At 58.6% G+C, this 22836-nt stretch carries 23 protein-coding genes; 10 read left to right on the top strand and 13 right to left on the bottom strand.

Annotated elements, in window-relative coordinates; all coding sequences use genetic code 11:
- Positions 1 to 11 precede the first annotated feature (11 nt).
- The 8 genes from KSAC_RS14625 to KSAC_RS14590 all read right to left on the bottom strand — a co-directional run bounded on the left by KSAC_RS14625 (position 12) and on the right by KSAC_RS14590 (position 5011).
- Positions 12 to 662: an NADH-quinone oxidoreductase subunit B gene (locus tag KSAC_RS14625; RefSeq protein ID WP_110547688.1), complete on the bottom strand. Its 651-nt coding sequence runs from the start codon at positions 660 to 662 to the stop codon at positions 12 to 14.
- Complete coding sequence (locus tag KSAC_RS14620; RefSeq protein WP_132306406.1) at positions 659 to 1078, bottom strand: NADH-quinone oxidoreductase subunit A; 420 nt, start codon at positions 1076 to 1078, stop codon at positions 659 to 661. Before KSAC_RS14620 ends, KSAC_RS14625 begins: the two co-directional genes overlap by 4 nt.
- A 429-nt stretch (positions 1079 to 1507) precedes the next feature.
- Complete coding sequence (locus tag KSAC_RS14615; RefSeq protein WP_110547685.1) at positions 1508 to 2725, bottom strand: MFS transporter; 1218 nt, start codon at positions 2723 to 2725, stop codon at positions 1508 to 1510.
- 20 nt (positions 2726 to 2745) lie between these two features.
- A complete protein-coding gene (locus tag KSAC_RS14610; protein WP_110547684.1) occupies positions 2746 to 3144 on the bottom strand; it encodes a GlcG/HbpS family heme-binding protein in 399 nt (132 codons plus the stop codon).
- Between the two features lie 90 nt (positions 3145 to 3234).
- Entirely contained in the window at positions 3235 to 3960 is a 726-nt protein-coding gene (locus KSAC_RS14605) for an IclR family transcriptional regulator (protein WP_132306404.1), read from the bottom strand.
- A gap of 146 nt (positions 3961 to 4106) precedes the next feature.
- Entirely contained in the window at positions 4107 to 4307 is a 201-nt protein-coding gene (locus KSAC_RS14600; protein ID WP_118963780.1) for a hypothetical protein, read from the bottom strand.
- A gap of 25 nt (positions 4308 to 4332) precedes the next feature.
- On the bottom strand, positions 4333 to 4644 hold the full coding sequence (locus KSAC_RS14595; RefSeq protein ID WP_243705397.1) for a BrnA antitoxin family protein: 312 nt from the start codon (positions 4642 to 4644) through the stop codon (positions 4333 to 4335).
- Positions 4628 to 5011, bottom strand: a complete 384-nt coding sequence (locus tag KSAC_RS14590) for a BrnT family toxin (protein ID WP_243705396.1) — start codon at positions 5009 to 5011, stop codon at positions 4628 to 4630. The genes KSAC_RS14595 and KSAC_RS14590 overlap by 17 nt, the downstream gene beginning before the upstream one ends.
- Before the next feature lie 158 nt (positions 5012 to 5169).
- On the opposite strand from KSAC_RS14590, the gene KSAC_RS14585 reads away from it, so the two are divergent.
- From KSAC_RS14585 to KSAC_RS14570, 4 genes are all read left to right on the top strand, one after another.
- Positions 5170 to 6372, top strand: a complete 1203-nt coding sequence (locus KSAC_RS14585; protein WP_110547681.1) for an AAA family ATPase — start codon at positions 5170 to 5172, stop codon at positions 6370 to 6372.
- A 116-nt stretch (positions 6373 to 6488) separates the two neighbouring features.
- On the top strand, positions 6489 to 7514 hold the full coding sequence (locus tag KSAC_RS14580) for a ParB/RepB/Spo0J family partition protein (RefSeq protein WP_132306402.1): 1026 nt from the start codon (positions 6489 to 6491) through the stop codon (positions 7512 to 7514).
- 65 nt (positions 7515 to 7579) lie between these two features.
- Positions 7580 to 8473 (top strand): diacylglycerol/lipid kinase family protein, encoded by an 894-nt coding sequence (locus KSAC_RS14575; protein ID WP_132306400.1) that lies wholly within the window; start codon positions 7580 to 7582, stop codon positions 8471 to 8473.
- A gap of 235 nt (positions 8474 to 8708) precedes the next feature.
- Positions 8709 to 9467 (top strand): DNA/RNA non-specific endonuclease, encoded by a 759-nt coding sequence (locus tag KSAC_RS14570; RefSeq protein WP_243705395.1) that lies wholly within the window; start codon positions 8709 to 8711, stop codon positions 9465 to 9467.
- A gap of 31 nt (positions 9468 to 9498) precedes the next feature.
- On the opposite strand, the gene KSAC_RS14565 is transcribed toward KSAC_RS14570, so the two are convergent.
- Together KSAC_RS14565 and KSAC_RS14560 are read right to left on the bottom strand one after the other, a co-directional pair.
- A complete protein-coding gene (locus tag KSAC_RS14565; protein ID WP_132306398.1) occupies positions 9499 to 10443 on the bottom strand; it encodes a PDR/VanB family oxidoreductase in 945 nt (314 codons plus the stop codon).
- A 14-nt stretch (positions 10444 to 10457) separates the two neighbouring features.
- Positions 10458 to 11513, bottom strand: a complete 1056-nt coding sequence (locus KSAC_RS14560; protein ID WP_118963783.1) for an aromatic ring-hydroxylating dioxygenase subunit alpha — start codon at positions 11511 to 11513, stop codon at positions 10458 to 10460.
- Between the two features lie 117 nt (positions 11514 to 11630).
- Between KSAC_RS14560 and KSAC_RS14555 the strand changes: the two genes are divergently transcribed.
- The 6 genes from KSAC_RS14555 to KSAC_RS14530 all read left to right on the top strand — a co-directional run bounded on the left by KSAC_RS14555 (position 11631) and on the right by KSAC_RS14530 (position 18003).
- Positions 11631 to 12536: a LysR family transcriptional regulator gene (locus tag KSAC_RS14555; protein ID WP_118963784.1), complete on the top strand. Its 906-nt coding sequence runs from the start codon at positions 11631 to 11633 to the stop codon at positions 12534 to 12536.
- Positions 12537 to 12615: 79 nt separating this feature from the next.
- Complete coding sequence (locus KSAC_RS14550; RefSeq protein WP_132306396.1) at positions 12616 to 13209, top strand: TetR/AcrR family transcriptional regulator; 594 nt, start codon at positions 12616 to 12618, stop codon at positions 13207 to 13209.
- 84 nt (positions 13210 to 13293) lie between these two features.
- Complete coding sequence (locus tag KSAC_RS14545) at positions 13294 to 14451, top strand: iron-containing alcohol dehydrogenase (protein ID WP_110547675.1); 1158 nt, start codon at positions 13294 to 13296, stop codon at positions 14449 to 14451.
- Positions 14452 to 14532: 81 nt separating this feature from the next.
- Complete coding sequence (locus KSAC_RS14540; RefSeq protein ID WP_110547674.1) at positions 14533 to 15924, top strand: NAD-dependent succinate-semialdehyde dehydrogenase; 1392 nt, start codon at positions 14533 to 14535, stop codon at positions 15922 to 15924.
- A 130-nt stretch (positions 15925 to 16054) separates the two neighbouring features.
- The gene (locus KSAC_RS14535) at positions 16055 to 16381 is read left to right on the top strand and encodes a hypothetical protein (protein ID WP_243705394.1); all 327 of its coding nucleotides are present in this window, start codon (positions 16055 to 16057) and stop codon (positions 16379 to 16381) included.
- Positions 16382 to 16677: 296 nt separating this feature from the next.
- Positions 16678 to 18003 (top strand): cryptochrome/photolyase family protein, encoded by a 1326-nt coding sequence (locus KSAC_RS14530; RefSeq protein ID WP_243705393.1) that lies wholly within the window; start codon positions 16678 to 16680, stop codon positions 18001 to 18003.
- A 59-nt stretch (positions 18004 to 18062) separates the two neighbouring features.
- Here KSAC_RS14530 and KSAC_RS14525 read toward each other — a convergent pair whose 3' ends face one another.
- The 3 genes from KSAC_RS14525 to KSAC_RS14515 all read right to left on the bottom strand — a co-directional run bounded on the left by KSAC_RS14525 (position 18063) and on the right by KSAC_RS14515 (position 22790).
- Positions 18063 to 19253 carry a zinc-dependent alcohol dehydrogenase gene (locus KSAC_RS14525; protein WP_132306392.1) on the bottom strand — a complete coding sequence of 397 codons (1191 nt, stop codon included), beginning with the start codon at positions 19251 to 19253 and terminating at the stop codon, positions 18063 to 18065.
- Positions 19254 to 19437: 184 nt separating this feature from the next.
- Positions 19438 to 20805 carry a glycosyltransferase family 87 protein gene (locus KSAC_RS14520; protein WP_165927355.1) on the bottom strand — a complete coding sequence of 456 codons (1368 nt, stop codon included), beginning with the start codon at positions 20803 to 20805 and terminating at the stop codon, positions 19438 to 19440.
- 476 nt (positions 20806 to 21281) lie between these two features.
- A complete protein-coding gene (locus tag KSAC_RS14515; RefSeq protein ID WP_132306388.1) occupies positions 21282 to 22790 on the bottom strand; it encodes a peptide MFS transporter in 1509 nt (502 codons plus the stop codon).
- Positions 22791 to 22836 lie beyond the last annotated feature (46 nt).

Below are 22836 nucleotides of genomic sequence, written 5' to 3'. Positions count from 1 at the left end.
AGGACCATGGGTCAGATCCCGTCGGGCTGGCGGATGTCGCGCACGCCCTGGCGGGCGGCGCGTTTTTCATCGCGCATGCTGGGGGGCGTTACAGGTTCCATGCCCTGCGGTCCCATCATCCAGCTTAACGGACGCCTGCGCGTGCCGATGGATTTCTGCAACAGCATCAGGCCCTCAAGCAGGGCTTCCGGGCGGGGCGGGCAGCCGGGAACATACACATCGACCGGCAGGAAACTGTCCACGCCCTGCACCACGCTGTAAATGTCGTACATACCGCCCGAATTGGCGCATGACCCCATGGAGATCACCCATCGGGGTTCCAGCATCTGGTCATACAGATGCTGGATGATCGGGGCCATCTTGACGAATACGGTGCCGGAAATGACAATCAGGTCCGCTTCACGTGGCGTCGCGCGCAGGACTTCGGACCCGAAACGTGCAATGTCGAACCGGCTTGTAAAGGCGGTCGCCATTTCCACGTAGCAGCAGGACAGGCCGAAATTGAGCGGCCATATCGAATTTTTCTGCCCCCACGCCACAAAATCCTGAAGCCGTCCCATGACAAGGTTCCGCCGCACCGTCTCGCTGAAGGTTGGCGTGTCGTCATGTTGCGCTGGCCGCGTGTTCCGTGGGGGCGATACGGGCGAGAGGGACCATGTCATGATACCGAAGCCTTTCCCCCGATACGTGGCAGGCGCGGCTGCGGCCCCCATTCCAGCGCACCCGCACGCCACAGATAGAGGAGGGAGGCAGCCAGAAAGGCGATAAAGAAAACCGCCGCGCCATACCCGATCCATCCGACCCGCGCCACAACGGTCGCCCATGGCAGGAGAAAGGCCGTTTCCACGTCGAATATGACAAAGAACATGGCAACCAGATAATACTGCACCGGCAGGCGCAGCCGTGCCGATCCGGTCGGCATCATGCCGGATTCAAATGGCAGGGACATGGAACGGCCCATTGCGGCCCCACGTCGCCGGGTGCCGGTCATGGCGGACAGCCCGAACAGGCACGCCAGAAGCCCCCCGATCACAACCGCATAGATGAACAGGGACCAGATTTCAGAAATATCCACCATGTCGGGCCTTCCGTCTGTACTGGTTATTTATGAACGGAGACGTCTCGATGTACTGGTATTGGGATGTATTGAATGCAGGGATGCAAATGATGACAGGTCATGCAAAATGCCGCTGTCACCTCATGATCGCTATACGTCCCCTGAACAGGGAAGTTCCGGAACGATACTGATGTATGTAATCTTTTTTGCCGATTGGCATGAAGCCGCCGGGATTACTGAGTCCGCAGACCGAATAAATGCGATCGCATGAATGGGATTCAATACCGGTTTTATTGTTGATTGGCTGCGCTGTCCCGGTCCCGGCTGTATCGACAGATTATCAGGCAGGTTCGTGGTGAAGCCTTTTTCAGAAAGCTTTAGGCAACGCCGCCATTAAAATAATGGCGGCGTTTCATGATGTTTATTTACCGGTAATCCGTGCCGGAGTGGTTACGCACGTACGACATGCCGCTTCAGCAGCGCAAGCGCCAGAAGATAGACGACAAGCCCCCCCGTGGACAGAACGGCCGCACCAAAACCAAGCGATCCATAACTGAACTGCGCGGCCAGAAGGGCGCTGCCCAGGGAGGCCCCCATGGCATTGGCGACATTGAATGCCGAGTGATTGAGGGAGGCGGCAAGTGTCTGCGCATCCCCCGCGTAATCCATAAGCCGTGTCTGCAATGCCGGACCCAGTGCATTGACGAAACACGGGATCAGGAAAACCACCACCACAAGGGCAGGGATACTGTGCAGCACCAGCGGGAAGACCAGCATGGTCAGCGCGCTGCCTGCCAGCGCGAGGATCGCGGCAAGGGACAGGTTGCGGTCAACCACCCACGCCCCCGCATTGGCGCCCGTAAGCATGCCCGCACCCCACAGGACCATGAACACCATGGTTTCCCATTCCGGCACGCGGGTCACGTTCTGCAGGATGCTGGTCAGATAGGTATAGATGGTGAACATGCCGCCAAAACCGATGGCGGCGGTCAGCAGGGTCAGCATGACCTGTGTGTTGAACAGCGCCGTTACTTCGCGCAGCGGGGAATTGGAACGGTTGGGCCGGTCCGCCGGGATATAGCGCCATACCCCCAGAAAGGTCAGCAGACCGCACAGCGCGATGATGAAGTAGGAAATCCGCCAGCCCCAGTGATTGGCGGCGAAGGTGGAAAACGGCGCGCCGACAAGGGTGGCGATGGCAATGCCTGACAGCACGCGCCCCACGGCCCAGCCCCGGCGCGAGTGGTCGACCATGGATGCGGCGACAAGGGCGGAAATGCCAAACAGCGCCCCATGGGGCAGACCGGTGATGAAGCGGGCGACCTCGATCAGGCCGGGGGTTGGCATGGCGATGCTCAGCAGGTTGCCGCAGCAGAAAAGAATATAGAGCGACAGCAGCAGTTCACGCCGCGACAGGCGTGCGCCAAGTATGGTGATGAGTGGTGCGCCAAATACAACACCCAGCGCGTAGGCGGTAATCGCGTAACCGGCATCGGCGGTGGAAAGCCGGAGCGAGGATGCGAATTCGGGCAGCATGCCCATGATGGCGAACTCACCCGTTCCCACGACAAAGGTGCCAAAGGTCAGGATAAGGAAGGCGGCGGCTGCACCGTGCGGCGGGTGGACGGGCCGGGGATTGAATTCGGTCGTTGCGGTATCTGTGGTCATGTGCGGTCCGGGTCGGGCTGTCAGGCGGACAGGACGCGGGCGGCGGCCCGGGCGATGTCGATATCTTCCGCGCTGGTGGCGCCCGATACGCCAATCGCCCCGGCAATGGCGCCATCAGCCGCCTTCAGCAGCACGCCGCCGCCAAAACTGGTCAGGCCGCCATTGGTGTTTTCCAGCGAATAGGCAACGCCATCGGGATGCGCGATTTTGGCAAAGGCCGCCGTGTCCATCTGGAACAGGACGGCGGTTTTCGCTTTCTTTCCACTGACATCGATTACGCCCAGCGGTGCGCCGTCCATGCGGGCGAAGGCTACCGGCCATGCGGCTGCATCCACGACGGTTATACATACCGTCACCTTCAGTCTGGTGGCTTCGGCAAGGGCCGCGTCGATCATGGCGGAAGCGACAGAGAGTTTCATTATTGCGGACCTTCTTCATGTAAAAAAGCGCACGCTAACGGCAATGGCGGATGAGGGAATACAGATGATCGTGAAATGATGATTTATTCATCATTGCTGAACGCGGACAAGCTGCTGCTGCATCATCATCCATGCAATGTCGGCCAGCTTCGCACGCGGCAGTTCGCCCGCCGGGCCGGTTACGCAGATGCTTGCCAGCACTTCCCCATCTTCCCACCACGGGATGGCGACACCGTGGATACCCGCGTGATATCGTTCCAGATCAAGGGCATAACCGCGTGCGCGCACAGTGTGGATCTGTTCCACCATGGCGGGCGTGGGTGCTTCACCGGGGGCGGCGGCAAGGCGCTTGGCCATGCCGGGCACGAAGGCCAGAAAGACCAGCCCCACGGCGGAGCCTTCCAGTTTTTCCCGAAAGGGGGCACGATCGGCCTGTTCTGCCGGGCTGGTGGCATCAACGATGTCGAGATACGCGGCTTCATCGCCACCGGGCACGGCAAGCCAGACGGTCTGGCCGGTATTGCGGGCAATGGTTTCCAGAACGGGGCGCAGGCGGGTGCGGGTCGCGCTGTCATTGCCCGCGATACGCGCAAGGTTGAGGATGCGGCCACCGAGGTAATAGCGCGTATCGCCGGAGCGGCGACGGACATAGCCCAGATGGTCCAGTGTCTGCAGGATGTTATGGGCGGTGGTCTTGCCAATACCCGTAAGGGCCGCGATCTGCCGCAGGTGTGCGGCCCCACCCTGTCGGGCGATGGTTTCCAGAATGGCCGCGGCCCGTTCGACAGACTGGACCAGTTTGATATGCGTGGGCATGGGATATCCGCAACGGGCGCTTTCGGGATCGCTGACGGCGTCACGTCAGGACGGATCGCTTTGTGTGGGCGCGGGTGCGCCCGTGTCAATAACCCGTTGCGCCCCGCGACGTTCCGGGGCAGACCCCTGAAAATCCGGCCACGGGCTTACCAGCCCATGCCACCCGGTCCCCCCCAGCCACCGGGGCCACCCCACCCGCCGGAACCGTCCCAGCCATCATGGTATCCGCCGCCGCCCCGGTCATAGGCAGCGCGCGCATTGCGGTCCATGCGGGGGTTCTGGTCTGCACAGCCCGCAAGGGACGACGCAAGGCCAAGAACAAGGCAGATGCCTGCGATCAGGCGCAACCCGGCCTCCTGCACCGCGGCGGGGTCATCGTATGCCCACGGCCTTGCGCAGCAGGTCATTTACGCGGCGCTGCCAGCCGGGACCGTCCGATTTCAGGCGTTCGATCACGTCCTGATCCAGCCGGATCGACACCTGCTTCTTGGTCGGCGCTTTCTGCGGGCCGCGCACGCGTCTTTCATAATCGCGTACCAGATCAGGCTGCGCGCGGGATGCGCTTGCCGCGCGGGTGAAATCCATTGCGGTCAGTTCGGGATTGTCAGGATCATCCGCAATGCCGGCATTGATACGGGCGTCCTCATCTTCCGTGGGCATGATGAAGTCAGGTTTGCGCTTCATAAAGTTTTGCCTCCCGTCGGTTGGCCTTACGCAGGCTGATGATGCGGACAATGCGGGTTTCAATGCTGTAAACCAGCACATGCAGCCGCCGCCGGATCGGGGCAATGGCGACAAGGCGGGGTTCGGTTGCGCTGTGGCTGGCGATGACCAGGGCGACATCCCATTCAAAGTCCTCAGCGGCGGTAAAGTCCACGCCATGCTTGGCGATGTTGGCTGCCCGTTTTGTGTCATCCCAATCATACCGCATCCTTATTGTATATGCGATATAATAAGCGGAAAACAATCCTTCATCGGTGTAAACGGGATATTCCCGCGATGGGACAGGCTGGATCATGGCCCGGTCGTGTTGTGCAATTCTGGTGGTCATGTCTTTGTCAGGCAAAGATAAATCGCCGGTTTCACGGCGACGTCCGTTCTTTCGACAGACATCGTCTGATTTAATGTCCTTGCGAAAAAAACGTTAAACGGGCACAAGAAGTGCAAGGTTTGCGTAATCGGTTCGTGATTGTGAAATGATGGTGGGCGATGGACACGGTAGCTGAAGGCGAGGGCGGGAACGTGCTCTCATTGGTGGAAGACCTTGCACTGCGTACGTCTTCGGTGCTGGAGACCCTGCGCAACAATGCGCAGGCCGTGCGGGCGGGGGACCGCAGGGAGCCGACATTCCAGATCGGTCAGGCCGCCGAACTGATCGGCCGCTCGGCTGCCGCAATAAGGGAAGCGGAAAAGGATGGCCGCCTGCCTGAACCCCGGCGTGGGGAAAACAACCGGCGCGTGGGCTATACGCTGGAACAGCTCAATGTCATGCGCGGCATTTTCGGCACCCGCCCGTGGCGTGCGCAAACGGATGCGCCCGCGGTCATAGCCGTACAGAACTTCAAGGGGGGCGTGGGGAAATCAACCGTCGCCGTGCATCTGGCGCAGTATCTTGCAATACAGGGCTATCGCGTCCTGCTGATCGACTGTGACAGTCAGGCGTCCGCCACCACCCTGTTTGGCTACGTGCCGGACATGGATCTGGGGGAAGACGATACGCTTTACCCGTTCCTGCGCAATGATGAGATGGGATCGCTGGCCTACGCGCTGCGGCCGACCCATTTTGACGGCCTGTCGCTGATCCCCGCCAATCTTCGCCTGTTCCAGTCGGAATATGAACTGGCGGCGCGGATGGCGCAGGGTGATCCCGGCCTGATCGACCGGCTGACGCAGGGCATCAATTCGGTTTCCGATGCGTTTGATGTGGTCATCATGGACCCGCCACCCGCGCTGGGGGCAATCTCACTGTCCGTGCTGCGCGCGGCCAATGCGCTGATCGTGCCGGTTCCGCCGACGGTGATGGATTTTTCTTCTACCGCGGCCTTCCTTGCCATGTTGCAGGAAACATTGGTTGAGCTTGAGCGGGCGGGGCATGCGCCGAACCTGCAGCTTCTGAAATTCGTAAGCTCCCGCGTGGATGAAAACAAATCCATGCAGCGTGAACTGCTGGGGCTGATGAAATCCATTTTCGGGCACCATCTTGCCCGTTCATCACTGAAAAACTCAGCCGAGATCGATAACGCGACCGCGCGGCTCATGACCGTTTATGAACTGGATGCGCCGATTACCAGCAGATCGGTGCGGGATCGCTGCCTGACTTACCTGAACGCGGTTAATCAGGAACTGGAACTGGACATACGCGCCATGTGGCCCAGCCACCGGGAAAGCCTGCGCCGGGCGGGTGTCCTGTGATCCTGCCCGCGCCGGGATGATTGCACCGGTGCAATCATCCCGATAGCCGCGTTCGGCGGCATTCTTCCTCTTTATTACACGCCCTACCCTGATCCAGAGCATGAAGGTCGGCCACGATGTCCTCCAAGAACAAGTTATTCACCGATGGTCTAGCCGCCGCCGCCAGTGCGGGCCTGCGCGAAGACCGCAAGCCCGCCACGCGGATGGGCGGCGTGCTGGGGGACCGGCGTAACAGGCTGGCGGAAATGGCGGGCGGACTGGCCCAGACCAAGACCCATCTGTCGGTCGATCCCGCCCGTTGCCGGATGTGGGGGGAGCATAACCGCGATTACGCGGCCCTGACATATGAAAGCTGCCATGACCTGATCGAAAGCCTGAAGGCGCAGGGACATCAGGAAATGCCCGCCATCGTAAGGCGGCTGAAGAATGATCCCGATTACGAATTCGAGGTTATCTGCGGCGCGCGCCGTCATTGGGCGATTTCATGGCTGCGGGCGAATACCTATCCCGAATTCCGCTTCATCGTGGAACCGCGCGAACTGACCGATGAGCAGGCTTTCCGCATTGCCGATCTGGAAAACCGCGCCCGACAGGATCTGAGCGATTATGAACGCGCGCGGGATTACCTCAAGGGTCTGGGCCTTTATTATGGTAATGAACAGAAGGCGATGGCCGAGCGGCTGCGGGTATCGGAAAGCTGGCTGAGCCGTTATCTTGATCTCGCCCGCCTGCCTGCCGCAGTAATCGGGGCCTTTGCTTCCCCGCATGACATGCGGATCAAGCATGTCATGAAGCTCAAGCCCCTGCTGAAAAATATCGACACCCGCAGGCGCGTGCTGGATGCGGCGGCAAAGATGGCGGATATGCGCAAGCGTGATCATTCCTACCTGACCGAAGCGCCCGCCGTGGTAAGGGAATTGCAGAAAGCCGCGGAAAAACCGGAACCCGCCCCCCGCAGGGCTGCCGGGGCATCGACCATAGAACGTCCATCCGATGGCAGGACTGTCGTGACGATAAACCGGCGTTCGGGAAAATCCCTTGCCGTAACCTTCCATCTTGCGGACCTGAAAAGCCGGGCGCAGGGGCATGAAGCCCTCAACCTGCTTCTGGATCAGTACTGGCCTGAAGGGCAGGAGGACTGATCCCACCCCCCTCCATGGTGCGGCATGGCCGTCTTGTATGATTTTATTTCAGAGCGATAGAGATCTTGCCTGTCCAGCACAAAACAGCCCTCATTATTGTAAATGAAAAATGCGGTGGGCACAGCCGGACCCGTATCGCCCATTTCGCGCAGTGCCTGCGTGGCGCCGGGTTTGTGGTCGATATCGTCCCTACCGCTTTCCGGGGCCACGCAACAGCACTTGCCCGTAAAGCGGTCCATGACCAGAAATACACGCATATCGTAGCAGCCGGGGGTGACGGCACCATTGCCGAAATCGCCGAAGGGATGGCCGGGTCCGACTGTATCCTTGGCATCCTGCCGCTGGGTACGGCCAATGTGCTGGCCCATGAACTGGGTATTCCATCGGATGATGCCGCCAGTGCAGGCGTAATGGCGCGGGGAAACAGCAGGGTCATCTGGCCCGGCCACCTGCAATCCGATGGCTGGAACGGGCTGTTCATCCAGATGGCGGGGATCGGGTTCGACGCGCATGTGGTACATGCCGTGTCGACGCGACTGAAAAGCGCGTTAGGCCAGTTCGCCTATGTTCTGAATACCGTGCGATCATTATGGCGGTACGGATTTGAGCCGCTGCATGTCTTGCTGGACGGCGTGGAATATGATGCCGTTTCCGTCATCGTGTCGAAGGGTTCTCTCTATGCCGGGAAATACGTCCTGACACGGGATTCCATGCTGGCGGAGAAACGCTTCTCGGTCGTGCTGTTCCGGGCACCCGGCATTCTGGCTACCCTGCGCGCCAGCCTGTCCCTGCTGCGTGGCAATCTGGCACGCCAGCGGGACGTGGAAATACATACCGCGCGGAGCATCGAAATCCGCACACCACCGGGCATACCGGTGCAGAGCGACGGGGATGCCCGCCAGTTCACACCCGTCCGGATCGACATAGCCGAACGTCCCATCCGTATCGTTTCGGCGTGAAATGTAATAAAAGTTTTTGAGTGCCGCCTTTTTTCAAAAAGCGTCACCAAGACCTTCTCTTATGAAAAGCAGGTTTTTCAGACAGTCTGTTTTCCCGGCAGTATTGCGATGCCGCGACCATTACACCTTATCGCAGGCCGGGGCTTGCCTTGCGCCCGACTGATGTGGAATGCCCTATGCAGGGTATCCAGAGGTGTTCGGTATGTTACGCAGATCAGTCCGGGTGTGTGCGGTTATGGGGTGCCTGGCTGTCAGCATGCCCTGCGCGGCATCGGCCCAGGAAGATCCGTGCCCGCAGTTCGGCGCGCAGGGGCACCTGCCCGCGCTGGTTGCCCCCGGACTGCTGCCGCGCACGACCCTGCTGTGCAATGCGGATTATGCTGCCCTCAATTCCGGTCTGGTGCATGAACCGCTATGGTCGGCGGAATATCTGACCCGGCGGGAAATCATGCGGGCCAGCCAGTTGGGCCGCGTGACCGACCGGCCTCATGCCGACCCACGCCTGCCGCCGGGCGATGGGGCCGACCCTGCCGATTACAGGCGTTCGGGCTATGCCCGTGGCCGCATGACACCGGCGTCGGAAGCACCCGACATGGCGGGACGCGATCAGGCGTTTTCACTGGCCAATGTCGTGCCACAGACACCCGAACTGAATAAGGGGATATGGAGCGATGTGGAACGGGCGGTGCGGAAACTGGCGTTGCAGGAAGGCGCGCTCTATGTCGTGACCGGACCGGCCTTTTACGGCAGCACGCAGGGGATCGGGCATCATGTTGTGGTGCCTTCCTCCACATGGAAAGCGGTGTATGACCCCATGGTCAACGCAGCCGGTGTCTATGTCTGCAAGAACACGGAAAACCCGACCTGCACGGTTGTCAATGTGGCGACGCTGATCCGCGCGGTCGGGGTCGATCCTTTTCCGGCCCTGCCGGATACGCTGAAAGAGACGCTGCTGGCATTACCGGACCCCGAGGACAGTTCCCGACAGCCATAGTAACGCGCGGGTATTCCCCGCCCGGTCCCGGTTACAGGTCCAGTGTCAGCGACGGGCTGCGGCTGCGTGAACAGCATAGCGCAATGCTGCGCCCCTGTTCTTCCTCGGTCAGGACCATATCACGGTGATCGCCTTCCCCGGCGACAAGCGGCACGACACAGGCACCGCACATACCCTGCTCACACGACAGGTCCACATCCACCCCGGCGGCAAGCAGGGCGGCGGCAATGCTCTGTCCCGCCGGTACGTTCACCGTCTGCCCCGATCGCGCCAGCACGACATCAAACGCCCGATCGGAAAGGGCATGGGTTGTTTCGGTCGGGCGGAAATATTCGGTATGGACCTGATCCGCCTGCCAGCCTGCGGCGACGGCATGGGAAAAAACAGCGTTCATGAACCCGTCCGGCCCACACAGCATGATGGCGGTGTCAGGCGATGGTGTGTCCAGTACATCCGGGTACCCGTTTTTCAGGCTTCGGCTGAACTTGACACGGGGCGCATACGGACCTTGGCGCAGCATGTCCCCAAACGGCGCGCGCCGGGGATCACGCGTATAATAATGAAGCTGCCAGTCAGCATTCCTGCCCTGCAGATACATCATCATGGAAAGCAGGGGCGTAATGCCGATACCGCCCCCGATCAGGATATGGCGTTGCGCATCAGGCAGCATGAACGCATTGCGGGGCGGGGAAATACGCAGTTCCATGCCCCGCCGTATTTCCGCGCACAGGGATTCCGATCCCCCACGGGAGGCCGCTTCGCGCTTGATGCACAGTTCATACCCCGTGCGATCTTCCGCTGATCCACACAGTGAATACTGACGGATCAGGCCCGAAGGGGTCATGACATCAATATGCGCGCCGGGTTCAAAGCGTGGCAGGTCGTCCTGCCCCGCCCGGGCGACCAGACGCAGGCGCACGCAGTCGTCCCCTTCCGGCGTGACAGCATCGACAAGGACAGAAAACAGGGTGGACATGGGCATCATTCCCTTCACGCCGTGAAGAATTGGCTCAGTCCCATCGTGCGCAGGGCACGGCGATAGGCGATCGAACTGCGATCCGCCATGACATGCGCTTCAAGCGTGGGGTCCAGCGGCAGGTTCTCCGGTTTCTGGGCTTCTACCAGGGCGCGGTCCTCCTCGAAAACCCGCAGGTTGAAGTCATAGACATCCTGTAGTGGCAGGTCCTTGTCGAAGTTACGGCACATGGGCGCGAACATCCGCGTTTTACGGGCCGACACGGGTGACGCCGCGTTCATGATGACAAGGCGGCCATTATCGGGGAAATGGATTTCCAGCGTCGCGGTAAAGGGTACATGCACGCGGAAATGCCGCAGCCATTCAAAACCCGGCCGCCCCCGGTCGCTTTTGCCAATGGGATAATTGCCCACGCTGCTGCGGTATTCCGCTTCGAACCCGTCGGGCGTGATGCGGGTCCTGTAAGGGGGCACCACGGGGTTTTCAGGGTCCGCGAACGTGTCGGTATGGACAAAGGCGAAATGGGCCACGTCAATGAACCCTTCCACCTGTCGGCCTGCAAAACCGGCAATATCGATCCACGGGCAGTTGATCTGCTGAAAGGCCGGGTCGTTCCAGTGCGGCATGGGGGGAATATCGGCCCCGTCCCCTTCCGGTCGCAGGCAGGTCCAGATCAGGCCATAGCGTTCCACGGCGGGATAGGTGCGCAGGTTGAGCTTTGACGGAATGGCGCTGTCGGGATGGGCGGGCACCTTCACGCAGCGGCCTTTTTCCCCAAAACGGAAACCGTGATAGGCGCAGGCAACGGTCTGCCCGTCTCCCTTGCCCATGCTTAGCGGCACGCCACGGTGGGGACACAGGTCATCGGCCACGACAATGCTGTCGCCCGCGCGATAGACCACCAGCGGCGCATCCAGCAGGGTCACGCCCAGCGGCCTGTCACCCAGTTCGCGCACAAGGGCGACCGGATGCCAGCAGCGCGCAAGGATGTTCCAGTCATCCACTTCAAACGTCATGGTGCGGGGCAGGGGGTGGATGTCCGCCGGGCGGGCGCAGGTTGCTGTGGTCATGATGGTCCTCCTGAACGGGCCGGAAGCGGTCCGGGGTCTTCGGAAAGATCATTTCACATGCGGTGCGCTCTCAGATATATCATAATTGATCCTTTCCCATTCTCGAAATGAGAACGCATGCAGCCTTTTTCCCGTTTTCTGGTCTATTTTCTGGCTGTTGCGCGGCACAAATCCATACGCAAGGCGGCAGAGGAACTGCATATCGCGGGTTCGGCCATCAACCGGCACATCCTGCTGGGTGAAAAACAGCTCCAGACCCCGTTATTTGAACGCCTGCCCACCGGCATGCGCCTGACGGCGGCGGGGGAACTGCTGTATGGATGCGCCAGGCGCTGGGTTAAGGATCTGGATGACCTGAAGCGCGAAATCGACGACCTGAAGGGCATACGCCGTGGTCAGGTTGACCTGCTGGCGCCCGAAGCCCTGTCGCGCGCTTTCCTGCCCGAACTGGTCAGCCGCATGAAACGTACGCATCCCGGTGTCGTGCTGAATGTGAATATCCGCGACAATAAAAGTATTCACCACACCCTGCTGTCAGGCGAAGGCGATCTTGCGCTGGTACTGGACCCGGAGGAAATGCGTGATCTGGTTGTGGTCCGGCGGCTGTCCTTTCCGCTCGGCTTTGCCTGCCGTTCCGACCATCCGCTGGCGCAGCATGATGCCGTCCGGCTGACGCAGTGCGCGGACCATGCCATGATCGTGCCGGAACAGCCGCTGGCGCTGGCATCCGTATTTGCCCGGCTGATGGCGGCGGGACGCATGGCCCCGTCCGTCGCGGCACGGGCGAACAATGTGCAGATGATCATTTCCCTTGTCATGGCGGGAACGGGTATCTGTCTGCTCAGCTATCTGGATGTAATGTCCGAAGTGATGCGGGGGGATCTGGCTTTTGTCCCGCTGATCGGGGCCAGCGTGCCGGATCTTACGCTGGCGCTGGTGCATGACCGCACACGGCAGCTTTCGCGCACCACCCGGATGGTGGAGGATATTATTGGGGAAATCATGGCCGGGCAGAGTGCCTGAGCAGGCATGATCCAAAAAAAAGACGACTGGTCTAATTTTTATCTGGACACGCCAGCAGGCACCCCATATATACACTCCCATGAAGATCGCAGAGAAACATCGCGCCGCCCGGCAGCATATTCTGGAAACGGCCAGACCGCTTATCGGCCAGCGTGGTTTCTCCGCCGTCGGTCTGGCGCAGATACTGGATGTCGCGGGTATTCCCAAGGGGTCATTCTACCACTACTTCGAATCAAAGGAAGCATTCGGGGAAGAACTCCTGCGGACCTATATCGAGGAATATCTGATCAAAATGAACGATATCCTTGATAATGGGGAAGGGAACGCGGCGCAGCGTATCACGCGTTACTGCCAGTTCTGGCGCGATACCCATATTGATGGCCAGATCGGGAACAAATGCCTGATCGTGAAGCTGGCGGCCGAAGTATCCGACCTGTCCGAACGGATGCGCACGATACTGGAGATCGGGACCCGTTCCGTGATCGAACGGATCGCAAGGGTCATTGCCGCCGGACAGGAAGAAGGGTCGATTGGCAACACGCAGTCGGCCCCGATGCTGGCGGCGGCCCTTTACCAGTTATGGCTGGGTTCGACGCTGATGGTGAAGATCACCCATAGTTCCCCGCCGTTTGACCATGCCTGGGAGGCAAGCAGGCGGCTTCTGGAAATCTAGTTTCAGGCTGGGGCAGGGCGTCCTGTTCCACGAATTTAATAAGTGACCGGTCTAATAGAGACGACCGGTCTAGTAGGTGCAAGAATGCTGAATTTTGAATTCTACAACCCCACGCGGGTCCTCTTTGGCAAAGGCATGATTGCCCGCCTTGATGAACAGCTTTCGCCCGAAGCACGCGTACTCGTGCTGTATGGTGGCGCCAGCGCCGAACGCAGCGGGACGCTGGCCGAAGTGCGCGCAGCCCTTGGCAACCGTACTGTCCGTGAATTCGGTGGCATTGAAGCCAACCCCACTTACGAGACGCTGATGAAGGCCGTGGCCATGGTGCGGGCGGAAAAGCTCGACTTCCTGCTTGCCGTGGGCGGCGGTTCGGTCATGGATGGCACCAAGTTTGTCGCCGCCGCCGTGCCGTATGAAGGTGAGCCGTGGGACATTCTGGTCAGCAAGGGCGAGGCCGCAAAAAAGGCGCTGCCGCTGGGCACGGTCGTCACCCTGCCCGCAACCGGTTCAGAAATGAACTGCCTGAGCGTGATTTCGCGCCAGTCCACCGGCGACAAGCTGCTGTTTTCCAATCCGCTGGTCTATCCGCGCTTTTCCGTGCTGGACCCGATGCGCACCATGAGCCTGCCGATGAAACAGGTCATCAACGGTGTCGTGGACTCTTTCGTCCATGTGATGGAACAGTACATGACCTATCCGGTCGATGGCATGGCGCAGGACCGCTTTTCCGAAGGGCTGCTGTCCAGTCTGGTCGAAATCGGGCCGCGCATCGTGGCGACACCGGATGATTATGACCTGCGCTCCAACCTCATGTGGGTGGCGACCCTCGCCCTGAACGGCCTGATTGGCGCGGGCGTGCCGCATGACTGGACGACGCATATGATCGGCCATGAAATCACGGCGAAATACCACATCGACCATGCCCGTACGCTGGCCATGGTGTTCCCGGCGCTGCTGCGGGTGCGGCGCACGGAAAAGCGCGCCAGGCTGCTGCAGTATGCCGCGCGGGTGTGGAACCTGACCGAAGGCACGGAAGACGAGCGGATTGACGCTGTCATCCGCAAGACCGAGGAATTCTTCGAAGGTCTGGGCGTGCCGACCCGCCTGTCCGCCTATGACATCGGGGCCGAAGGCATCAACGATCTGGTCAGGCAGCTTGAAGACCACGGTATGACCCATCTGGGCGAAAACGGCGATGTCACGCTGGATGTCAGCCGCAAAATCCTCGAAGCCGCAGCCTGACCTGCTGCGCCGGTTCCCGCTGCCGGGATGCACAACCCTGTCGTCCCGGCATCCATAAGTTGAAAAGAAACGAGGCTTAAAATGGCGTACGCCACAACCAATCCCTATACCAACGAAGTCGTTGCAACCTTTCCCGATGCAACGGATGCGGAAGTACAGACCGCACTGGCACAGGCGCATGCCGCGTTTGAAAGCTGGCGCGATACATCCTTTGCCGATCGTGCAAAGGTCATGAACGCGGCGGCTGCCATCCTGCGCCGTGACATTGATAAATATGCCCGCCTCGGCACGCTGGAAATGGGCAAGCTGTTCGAGGAGTCAAAGAAGGAAGTCATTCTTTCCGCCGAGATTTTCGAATATTACGCAAACCATGCCGAAGAACTGCTGAAGCCCGAGATCCTGCCTGTGGCGGACGCGGCGGAAGGCAGGGCCACGCTGGTGCATGAACCGCTTGGCATCGTGCTGGCGATCGAGCCGTGGAACTTCCCGTTCTATCAGGTGGTGCGCATCATCGCGCCGCAGCTTTCGGCCGGTAATGCCGTGCTGCTCAAGCATGCGTCCAACCTGCCGCAATGCGCCGCTGCTTTTGATACGCTGATGGCGGAAGCCGGACTGCCCGCGGGCCTGTTCCGTAACCTGTATGCGGCGCGTCCGCACACCGCCATGATCCTGAACGACCCCCGCGTGTGCGGTATCGCACTGACCGGTTCGGAAGGGGCGGGCACGGTTATTGCCGGTATTGCAGGCAAGGCGCTGAAGAAGGCGACGATGGAACTGGGCGGCGCGGACGCCTTCATCGTGCTGGATGATGCCGATGTGGAAAAGGCAGCCCGCTGGGCGGTGATCGGTCGGCACTGGAATGCCGGGCAGGTCTGTGTTTCCGCCAAGCGGCTGATCGTGGCTGATGCCATTTATGACCGGTTCCTTGCGCTGTATAAGGAAGGCGTTGCGGCGCTGAAGGCGGGTGATCCGATGGACCCGGCCACCACGCTTGCGCCGCTGTCATCCAAGGCGGCTGCGGATGACCTGCGCGATCAGGTGACCCGGGCGATGGATCTGGGCGCGAAGGTTGAAGTGATCGGCGCACCGGTGCCGGAGCATGGCGCTTTCTTCCAGCCGCTGCTCATGTCCAATCTGGATGAAAAGAACGAGGCACGGCACTGGGAATTCTTCGGTCCCGTCACCCAGATCTACCGTGCGAAGGACGAGGCCGACGCCATCCGCATCGCCAATGACTCCCCCTACGGTCTGGGCGGTAGCGTGTTTACGAAGGATGAAGCCCGTGGCGCCCGCGTGGCACGCGCCATCCGCACGGGCATGGTGGTCATCAACCATCCGCTGTCGCCCAAGGCGGACCTGCCCTTTGGTGGTATCAAGAACTCCGGCTATGGCCGGGAACTGATCGGCCTTGGCATCAAGGAGTTCGTCAACCACAAGCTTATTAACGTGGTGGATATCGACGCCCCGTTCTGATGTCATGACCGGACGCAGGCAATTTCTGCCCTGCGTCCATCTGGTCCTGAATGAAAAGACCCCTTGTGACGTAAGTTGCAGGGGGTCTTTTACGTCATTATTCATTCGGGCGAATACATCGTGACACCGGATGGAAGAAACAGGCGGAGTATGCGACAATCCATCAATGATTACGAAAATGGCATTTCTGCTTACCTGTTTACTTGTCGGCTTTCCGGTTATTGCAAGGGCTGAGGAACAGTTTCCTACGGATGTTACCGCCTTTGTCCGTAATGCGGAGATATGTCAGTACCTTTCTGGCGAATGGGACAGCAGCCTGCCAGAAGACCGGAAAGATGCGCTGCTGAAGGAAATGAACGCACGCTGCACGAATATCCATGTGGTGCAGGAAAAACTTCAGCGCAAATATATCAAAAACAAGGTTATCACATCAAAACTCAACACGTATCAGTTCTGATTATTTATAAATATATTAATCACGACAATATGTAAGCATCGTACATAAACAGAAGTACAACCTCCCTTTGATGTCTCGTACTCAGAAAGAAGTGTTTGGGGAAGCTTTTCCCAAAAAGCTTCGGAGAATGCCCTTTCTGCAAACGGACACTCCCCGGCTGCCCATTTGCCCCATACCGCAAACGGCTTTATCTATTGTCAGATCATGCAGGCCCCATGCCGGTATAAAGGAGACATAACCTGACGCATCCCCCCACTATCGTCTGGTTTCGCGAAGATTTCCGTATTGCGGATAACATGGCGCTTCTTGAGGCGGAAAAGCTGCGCAAACCGGTCCTCTGCATCGTGATTGTAGATGACGCCCATCTGCCCGGCGCTGCGGCGCGGTGGTGGCTGGATGGGGCCATCCGGTCGCTGGACGGTGCGCTGCGCAAAAAGGGCGGGGCGCTGCATGCCTTTCGGGGGGCAACGCGGGATGTTCTGATGGAAATCATCAGAAGGACCGGGGCGGATACCGTCCTGTGGAATCGTCGTTATGATCCCGGCGGGCGTGAAACGGATACCATCATCAAGTCGGAACTCCGGTCACAGGGTATCATGGCCCACAGTTTTGCGGGTGCCCTTCTGCACGAACCATGGGCCATCCGCACACGCTCGGGCGGCCAGTACAAGATTTTCACGGCGTTCTGGCGCGCGATGAAGGCATGTCCGGCCCCCTTTCCCCCTGCGCCCGCGCCTGAAAAGCTTACATTTGCGTCCCTTCCGCCCATGCCGGACGGGCTTGTCGTGCAGGGGGGAGAATACGGCCTGCTTCCCACCACCCATGACTGGACGGGCGGATTGCAGGCGATGTGGGAACCGGGGGAGGAGGCAGCGCACAGCCAGCTTGCCGATTTCATCGAAAACGATCTGGATACCTACGCAACCGCGCGGGATTTTCCCGGTCAAGAAGCCACATCCCGGCTGTCCCCCTTCCTGCGCTTTGGCCATATCACCCCGGCACAGATATGGCAGGCGGCAACGGAACAAACATATCCCGAGCAGTTTCTTGCTGAAGTGGGATGGCGTGATTTCGCCTGGTCGCTGCTGTTCGTGACACCGGATATGGCCAACCGGAATCTACGGCCAGAATTTGACGCCATGCCCTGGCGTGACGATCCGGTCGGTCTGGCCCGGTGGCGGAAAGGCCAGACGGGCTATCCGCTGGTCGATGCCGGGATGCGGGAACTATGGCATACCGGCTGGATGCACAACCGGGTGCGCATGGTTGTTGCCTCGTTCCTTGTAAAGCATCTGCTCATCGACTGGCGTCACGGGGAACGCTGGTTTGCCGACACTCTGGTCGATCATGATCCGGCCAGCAACCCGATGAACTGGCAGTGGAGCGCAGGCACAGGCGTAGATGCGGCCCCCTATTTTCGCATCATGAACCCGATCCTTCAGTCCCGGAAATTCGATCCCCACGGCGTGTATATCCGCCGCTGGGTGCCCGAACTCTCGCATCTTTCTGACGATGCCATTCATGCGCCATGGGAAGCAGCGCTTCCCCGCGATTATCCGCCGCCAGTGGTGGACCACCGGCTTGCACGGGAACGGGCGTTAAGCGCATGGAAAATGATCTGACGCCCCGGCAGGAACGGCAGAATACGCAGGAAGTGTAGAAATGCCGTAGTTTGCCAATCCTATATCGCATTTCCATGAGGGTAAAAGACCACCTTGGTACAGTTATCCTTCTTATCGCGGAATTTCCGGTAAAGATCGGGGCCATCCTCAAGACTGGTGGTGCGATGGCTGATGACGAAAGATGGATCAATCTCCCCTTTCCGAATGCGCTCCAGCAGGGGTTGAAGATATTTCTGAACGTTCGTCTGTCCTGTCCGCAACGTCAGACCCTTGTTCATGAGGGCGCCGATCATGACCGGCCCAAGGGCACCAGCATAGACACCGGGCATTGATACAATCCCGCCCGGCCGACACCCAAGAATTGCCTGATTGAGCGCAAAGGGGCGTTCCAGCGTCGTTGCCGAAAGTACGGCCGACCCGATTTTCTGCATCATGGTATCGGCGCCATGGGCTTCCATCCCGACGGCTTCGATCACCGCATCCGGCCCCAGACCCTGCGTCATTTCCATAAGGGTCTGCTGAATGTTTCTGTCGCGGAAATCCAGTGTTTCGGCCCCGCCAGCCCGCGCCATGGCCAGACGTTCGGGAACCTCGTCTATTGCGATGACGCGCTTTGCCCCCAGCAGGAAACATGACCGGATGGCCATCTGTCCAACCGGTCCGCATCCCCATACCGCAATGGTCTTTTCGGCTTCGGGTGTAATGTCACAATACTCGGCAGCCTGATATCCGGTCGGGAAAATATCGGAAAGGAACAGAACCTTTTCGTCATCCAGTTCCGGTGGCACGATAATCGGCCCGATATCGGCATGGGGAACCCGCAGATATTCCGCCTGACCGCCCGCGAACCCGCCGGTAATGTGGGAATAACCGAACAGCCCGGCCAGTGGATACCCGAAGGTTTCAGCCTGCTGGTGTCCGTTCGGGTTGGTGCGTTCGCAGCAGCTCCAGTTGCCCCATTTACACTGTCGGCATGCACCGCATGAGATCGTAAAGGGCACGACGATACGGTCGCCGACCGAAAGCCGGGTATTCTCCTTTCCGACTTCGACAACCTCCCCCATCGTTTCGTGGCCCAGAATATCACCGCACTGCATGGTCGGCATGAAACCGTCCATAAGATGCAGGTCGGAGCCACAGATGGCGCAGGCGGTTACCTTGATGATGGCGTCATGCCCGTCAAGAATGACGGGATCGGGCACGCTTTCGCATGTGATTTTGCCCTTTTTCTGCCAGGTCAGTGCTTTCATGGGACGATGTCCTGCTCTGTAGGGATAGCAGGCAGACGCATGGCGGAGTGTGTAGTTTGCCGGGCGGTCTTTCTTTTTCAGATCAGGACAGGAAACAGACGGATAATGACGGGAATAAAACCGGAAGCGGGATCTGGCATCCGTCAGGGAACGGGGGGCGCGTAAACCATTCCCCGTACATGTGTCAGGATGATTCAGCCGTTCGATCCGCTATTGTAACAGGTGATAACACATCATCATTGGCGGCCGATACAAGCGGTAGAGTTTCAACCGTACCGCTAAACCACGCAATATCCACGGGTATGGGCTGCGGGATTGCGTGAGATTTATACAGACCGGATCGGAACAGCGAAAACAGGAAAAGCATTCCGCCCAGAAACCAAATCGATGCAACGGTCCGTGTCGCTATGGCTTCCAGAGGGGACGGCAGACTTATCGGGTTAACAACCGGCAGTGAGCCAAAAACCATGCTGCCCCAGACCATCCATGAAGTCAGGGGCCTGTCATCTGACGGCAGGCGGCCCGTGATATGAAAACCCCACGGCAGAAGCAGCAGCAGGTAGTAATGCGTCCACGAAACGGGACTGGTTACGATGCAGAATGTAGTCAGAATACTGAAGTCAAAAATATCCGCGGCCACAGTATCGGATGAATGTTCGGATTGCCGCGACAGGCGTTCTTTCCATCCGACATAAGCCGTTATGGCGATGAGCAGTATCGGTGCAATTTGTGCAATGAAATGCAGGTCAAAGGATAGATCCTGTCCACGCCAGTCATGGAAATATTTTTCTCCCGTTTGCAGGCGGAGCAGGAACGCGCTGAGGGACTGGTTATTGAAAGCCCCGATTGGATTTTTTGAGAATGCTACAATACAATGTTCATACCAACCATGGGTTATGGTCTGTCCAAATACAATCACTGAAAATACTGCAATAAATGCGATTACGGCCATGCTGGAGAAGGCTGCGCGATAATTTCGGCGATAGATAAAATATAGAATAAAAATGGAGATCATTGGTTTTATGGCGGCAGCAGCCCCGATTATGACGCCAGCGCCATACATACGTTCAGATCGCAACAGAAGAAGGGAGATAATAAGGGCAAGAAGTATGAAATGCGTTGTATTGCCCATTCCCGCAAGGCTGTACCATAACGGGCCATTTCCAAGGAACAGAAGGGCCAGCATTAATCGTGTTCCTGACGGGCAGTCTTTTGACAGCAGCAGAAATGTCGCAACTATTGCCAGAATCCCAAGAACAGTGAAAAGCCACTCAGCATTCTGTAATCCGATCCATGCAAAAGGTACGAACAGATAGGCAGTGATCGGCCAGTTAACGAATTCGGCCTGTTCAATCAGCGGCCATAATGCTTGCGGTCCGCCGTGGACCAGTGCGTCGCCTGCCGCATAGTAAGCCTTTTTGAAATCCACCTCAAAAAGCGGATGATGGCCGTCAAGTGGAAAAGCATTATAGATATTTACAAGGGCTAACAGGGAAAAATATAGGATGAAAAAGATATGTCCTGATGTGAGCAGTCTCGCTACGTTGCGCAACACACGCCTCCATTATGGACGGATGATATTGAGCCAGACAGAAACCCCTAACGTAATGCTGGTGAAGTGTTGCCAGCCATAAAAATCAAATGAACGTGATATTGTTTTTGTTTCGCAATAATAATTCTGAAATACGCCTGTCTTCAGACCGCCTTCATGACCGAGGATGAAAACCGGACCAACAGGGAAAATCCAAGTGAAGTCAGACTCTGTTGAAAAAATACGTCCGGTGTCAGTTTCTGGCGTGCGGTAAACACGACCATCAGGGTCGCGCCAATGTCACAAACGAAGTCTTGCTTACATAATCCTGCCGTCCGCTTGACATCCATTTTCGATGTGCTGGCATTTTAAAACAAAAAAGATCCAGCAACGAAATGCTGGATCTGATCTGGGACGGTCAGTGACGTGCAGCCCAAGTGGCCACAGTGTTTCCACGCCACATTCCTATGCGACGTGGAACGTCATTTTACATCATCTTAATACGAAAGGCGGGTTTCCATTCCCACACTTTCATCCTGCCCCCGCGCATTGGCGTCCTCCCATTTCCGGACCAGCGGCAGCAGCAGGGCAAATACAAGCGTAGCCCCCCCGGCCAGACATGCCAGGTAAAAGAAAAGTCCACCATAGATGGGCAATGTCCGGGCGGCATCGACACCCTGCGTTCCCGCATTATCGACCGCAGCCAGATTGGCGACAAGACTGCCGACATACATGGCAAAGCCGATCATGACGTAAAAACACCCGGCCATGAATGCGCTGATACGCGGCGGGACATAGCGGGCGATGGCTGCAAGCCCAAGGCTGTTGAGCATGAGTTCTCCGATGGATAACGGGCCGTATCCAATCAGCATGACCCACGGTGACACGTAGGGAGAGGAGGACATCGCCGCACTGAGCCACCAGATCAGGAAGGACAGGGTGACGCAGGCGAAGCCGATCACGAATTTCGTGGCGATGCTCACATCATCGTCGCGCCGTCCCAGCCAGTTATAGATGGCGATCAGTACGGGCGTCCCCCCCATGATCCAGAGCGGATTGAACGCCTGGAACTGTCCGGCCGACATGGAAAACAGGTTCACGCCAAACAACGTGAATTCCTTGCTGACATTACGCAGCGCGAACAGGGTAAGCGATGTCACCATCTGCTGGTAGAAGATGAAATACAGCGCTACTTCAAAGGTCAGAAGATACATGATCTTCAGGCCGGGACGTTCATGTGCGGCGGCGCGTATGTAAAGCAGGGTCCATGCTGCAATGATGACGCAGCCCGATGCGATGACAAGCGCACCCTGTATCGAGCTGTATTCAAAAACCCGCGCCATCAATACCACGGCGGCAAGGGTCGTCCCTGCAATGAGCATGCCCCGCCGTGGCGATAGTGGCGTGAAGTCAGGCGCCGTGCCGATACAGGCAAGCCGGCGCTGACGGCTGAAATAACCCGCTATGCCCAGTCCCAGCCCGACGCCACAGGAGATGAACGCGACACCCCACCCATAAGTCTGCTGCAACCATGGTGTCAGGATCAGGGAGAAGGTGGAGCCGATATTGACCGACATGTAGTAGATCGTGAAGGCGACATCCAGCTTGTGGTCCTGATCGCGGTAGATGATATTGACCGCGTTGGAGGAGTTGGGCTTGAAAAAACCGTTGCCGAGGGCAATGACCGCCATCCCGAAAAACAGGGAATGGACGTTGCCGGTCAGCCCCCCCAGCATGAGATAGCCCGTCGCCAGGATGATGGCCCCCACAACCATCGTCCGGCGCGTACCCATGACCCGGTCGCCCAGCCATCCGCCCACGACCGGGGCGGTATAGGTCATGGCGGAAAAGGTGCCCCATAACATGTTGGCCTGGGTATCGTTCATACCCAGTTTTTCAATCATGTACAGCAGCAGGATCGCCTGCATGCCGTAAAAGCCGAACCTTTCCCATATCTCTATGGCGACAACCACACGAAACGCCGCCGACCGGTCTTTGGCAGTCATGTGCCTCGCGGTAATTTCACACTCCGGATTGTGCATATGATCTGCC

The sequence above is a fragment of the Komagataeibacter saccharivorans genome (assembly GCF_004348195.1).
Lineage (GTDB): Bacteria > Pseudomonadota > Alphaproteobacteria > Acetobacterales > Acetobacteraceae > Komagataeibacter > Komagataeibacter saccharivorans.
This window is presented reverse-complemented; position numbering and strand designations above follow the sequence as displayed.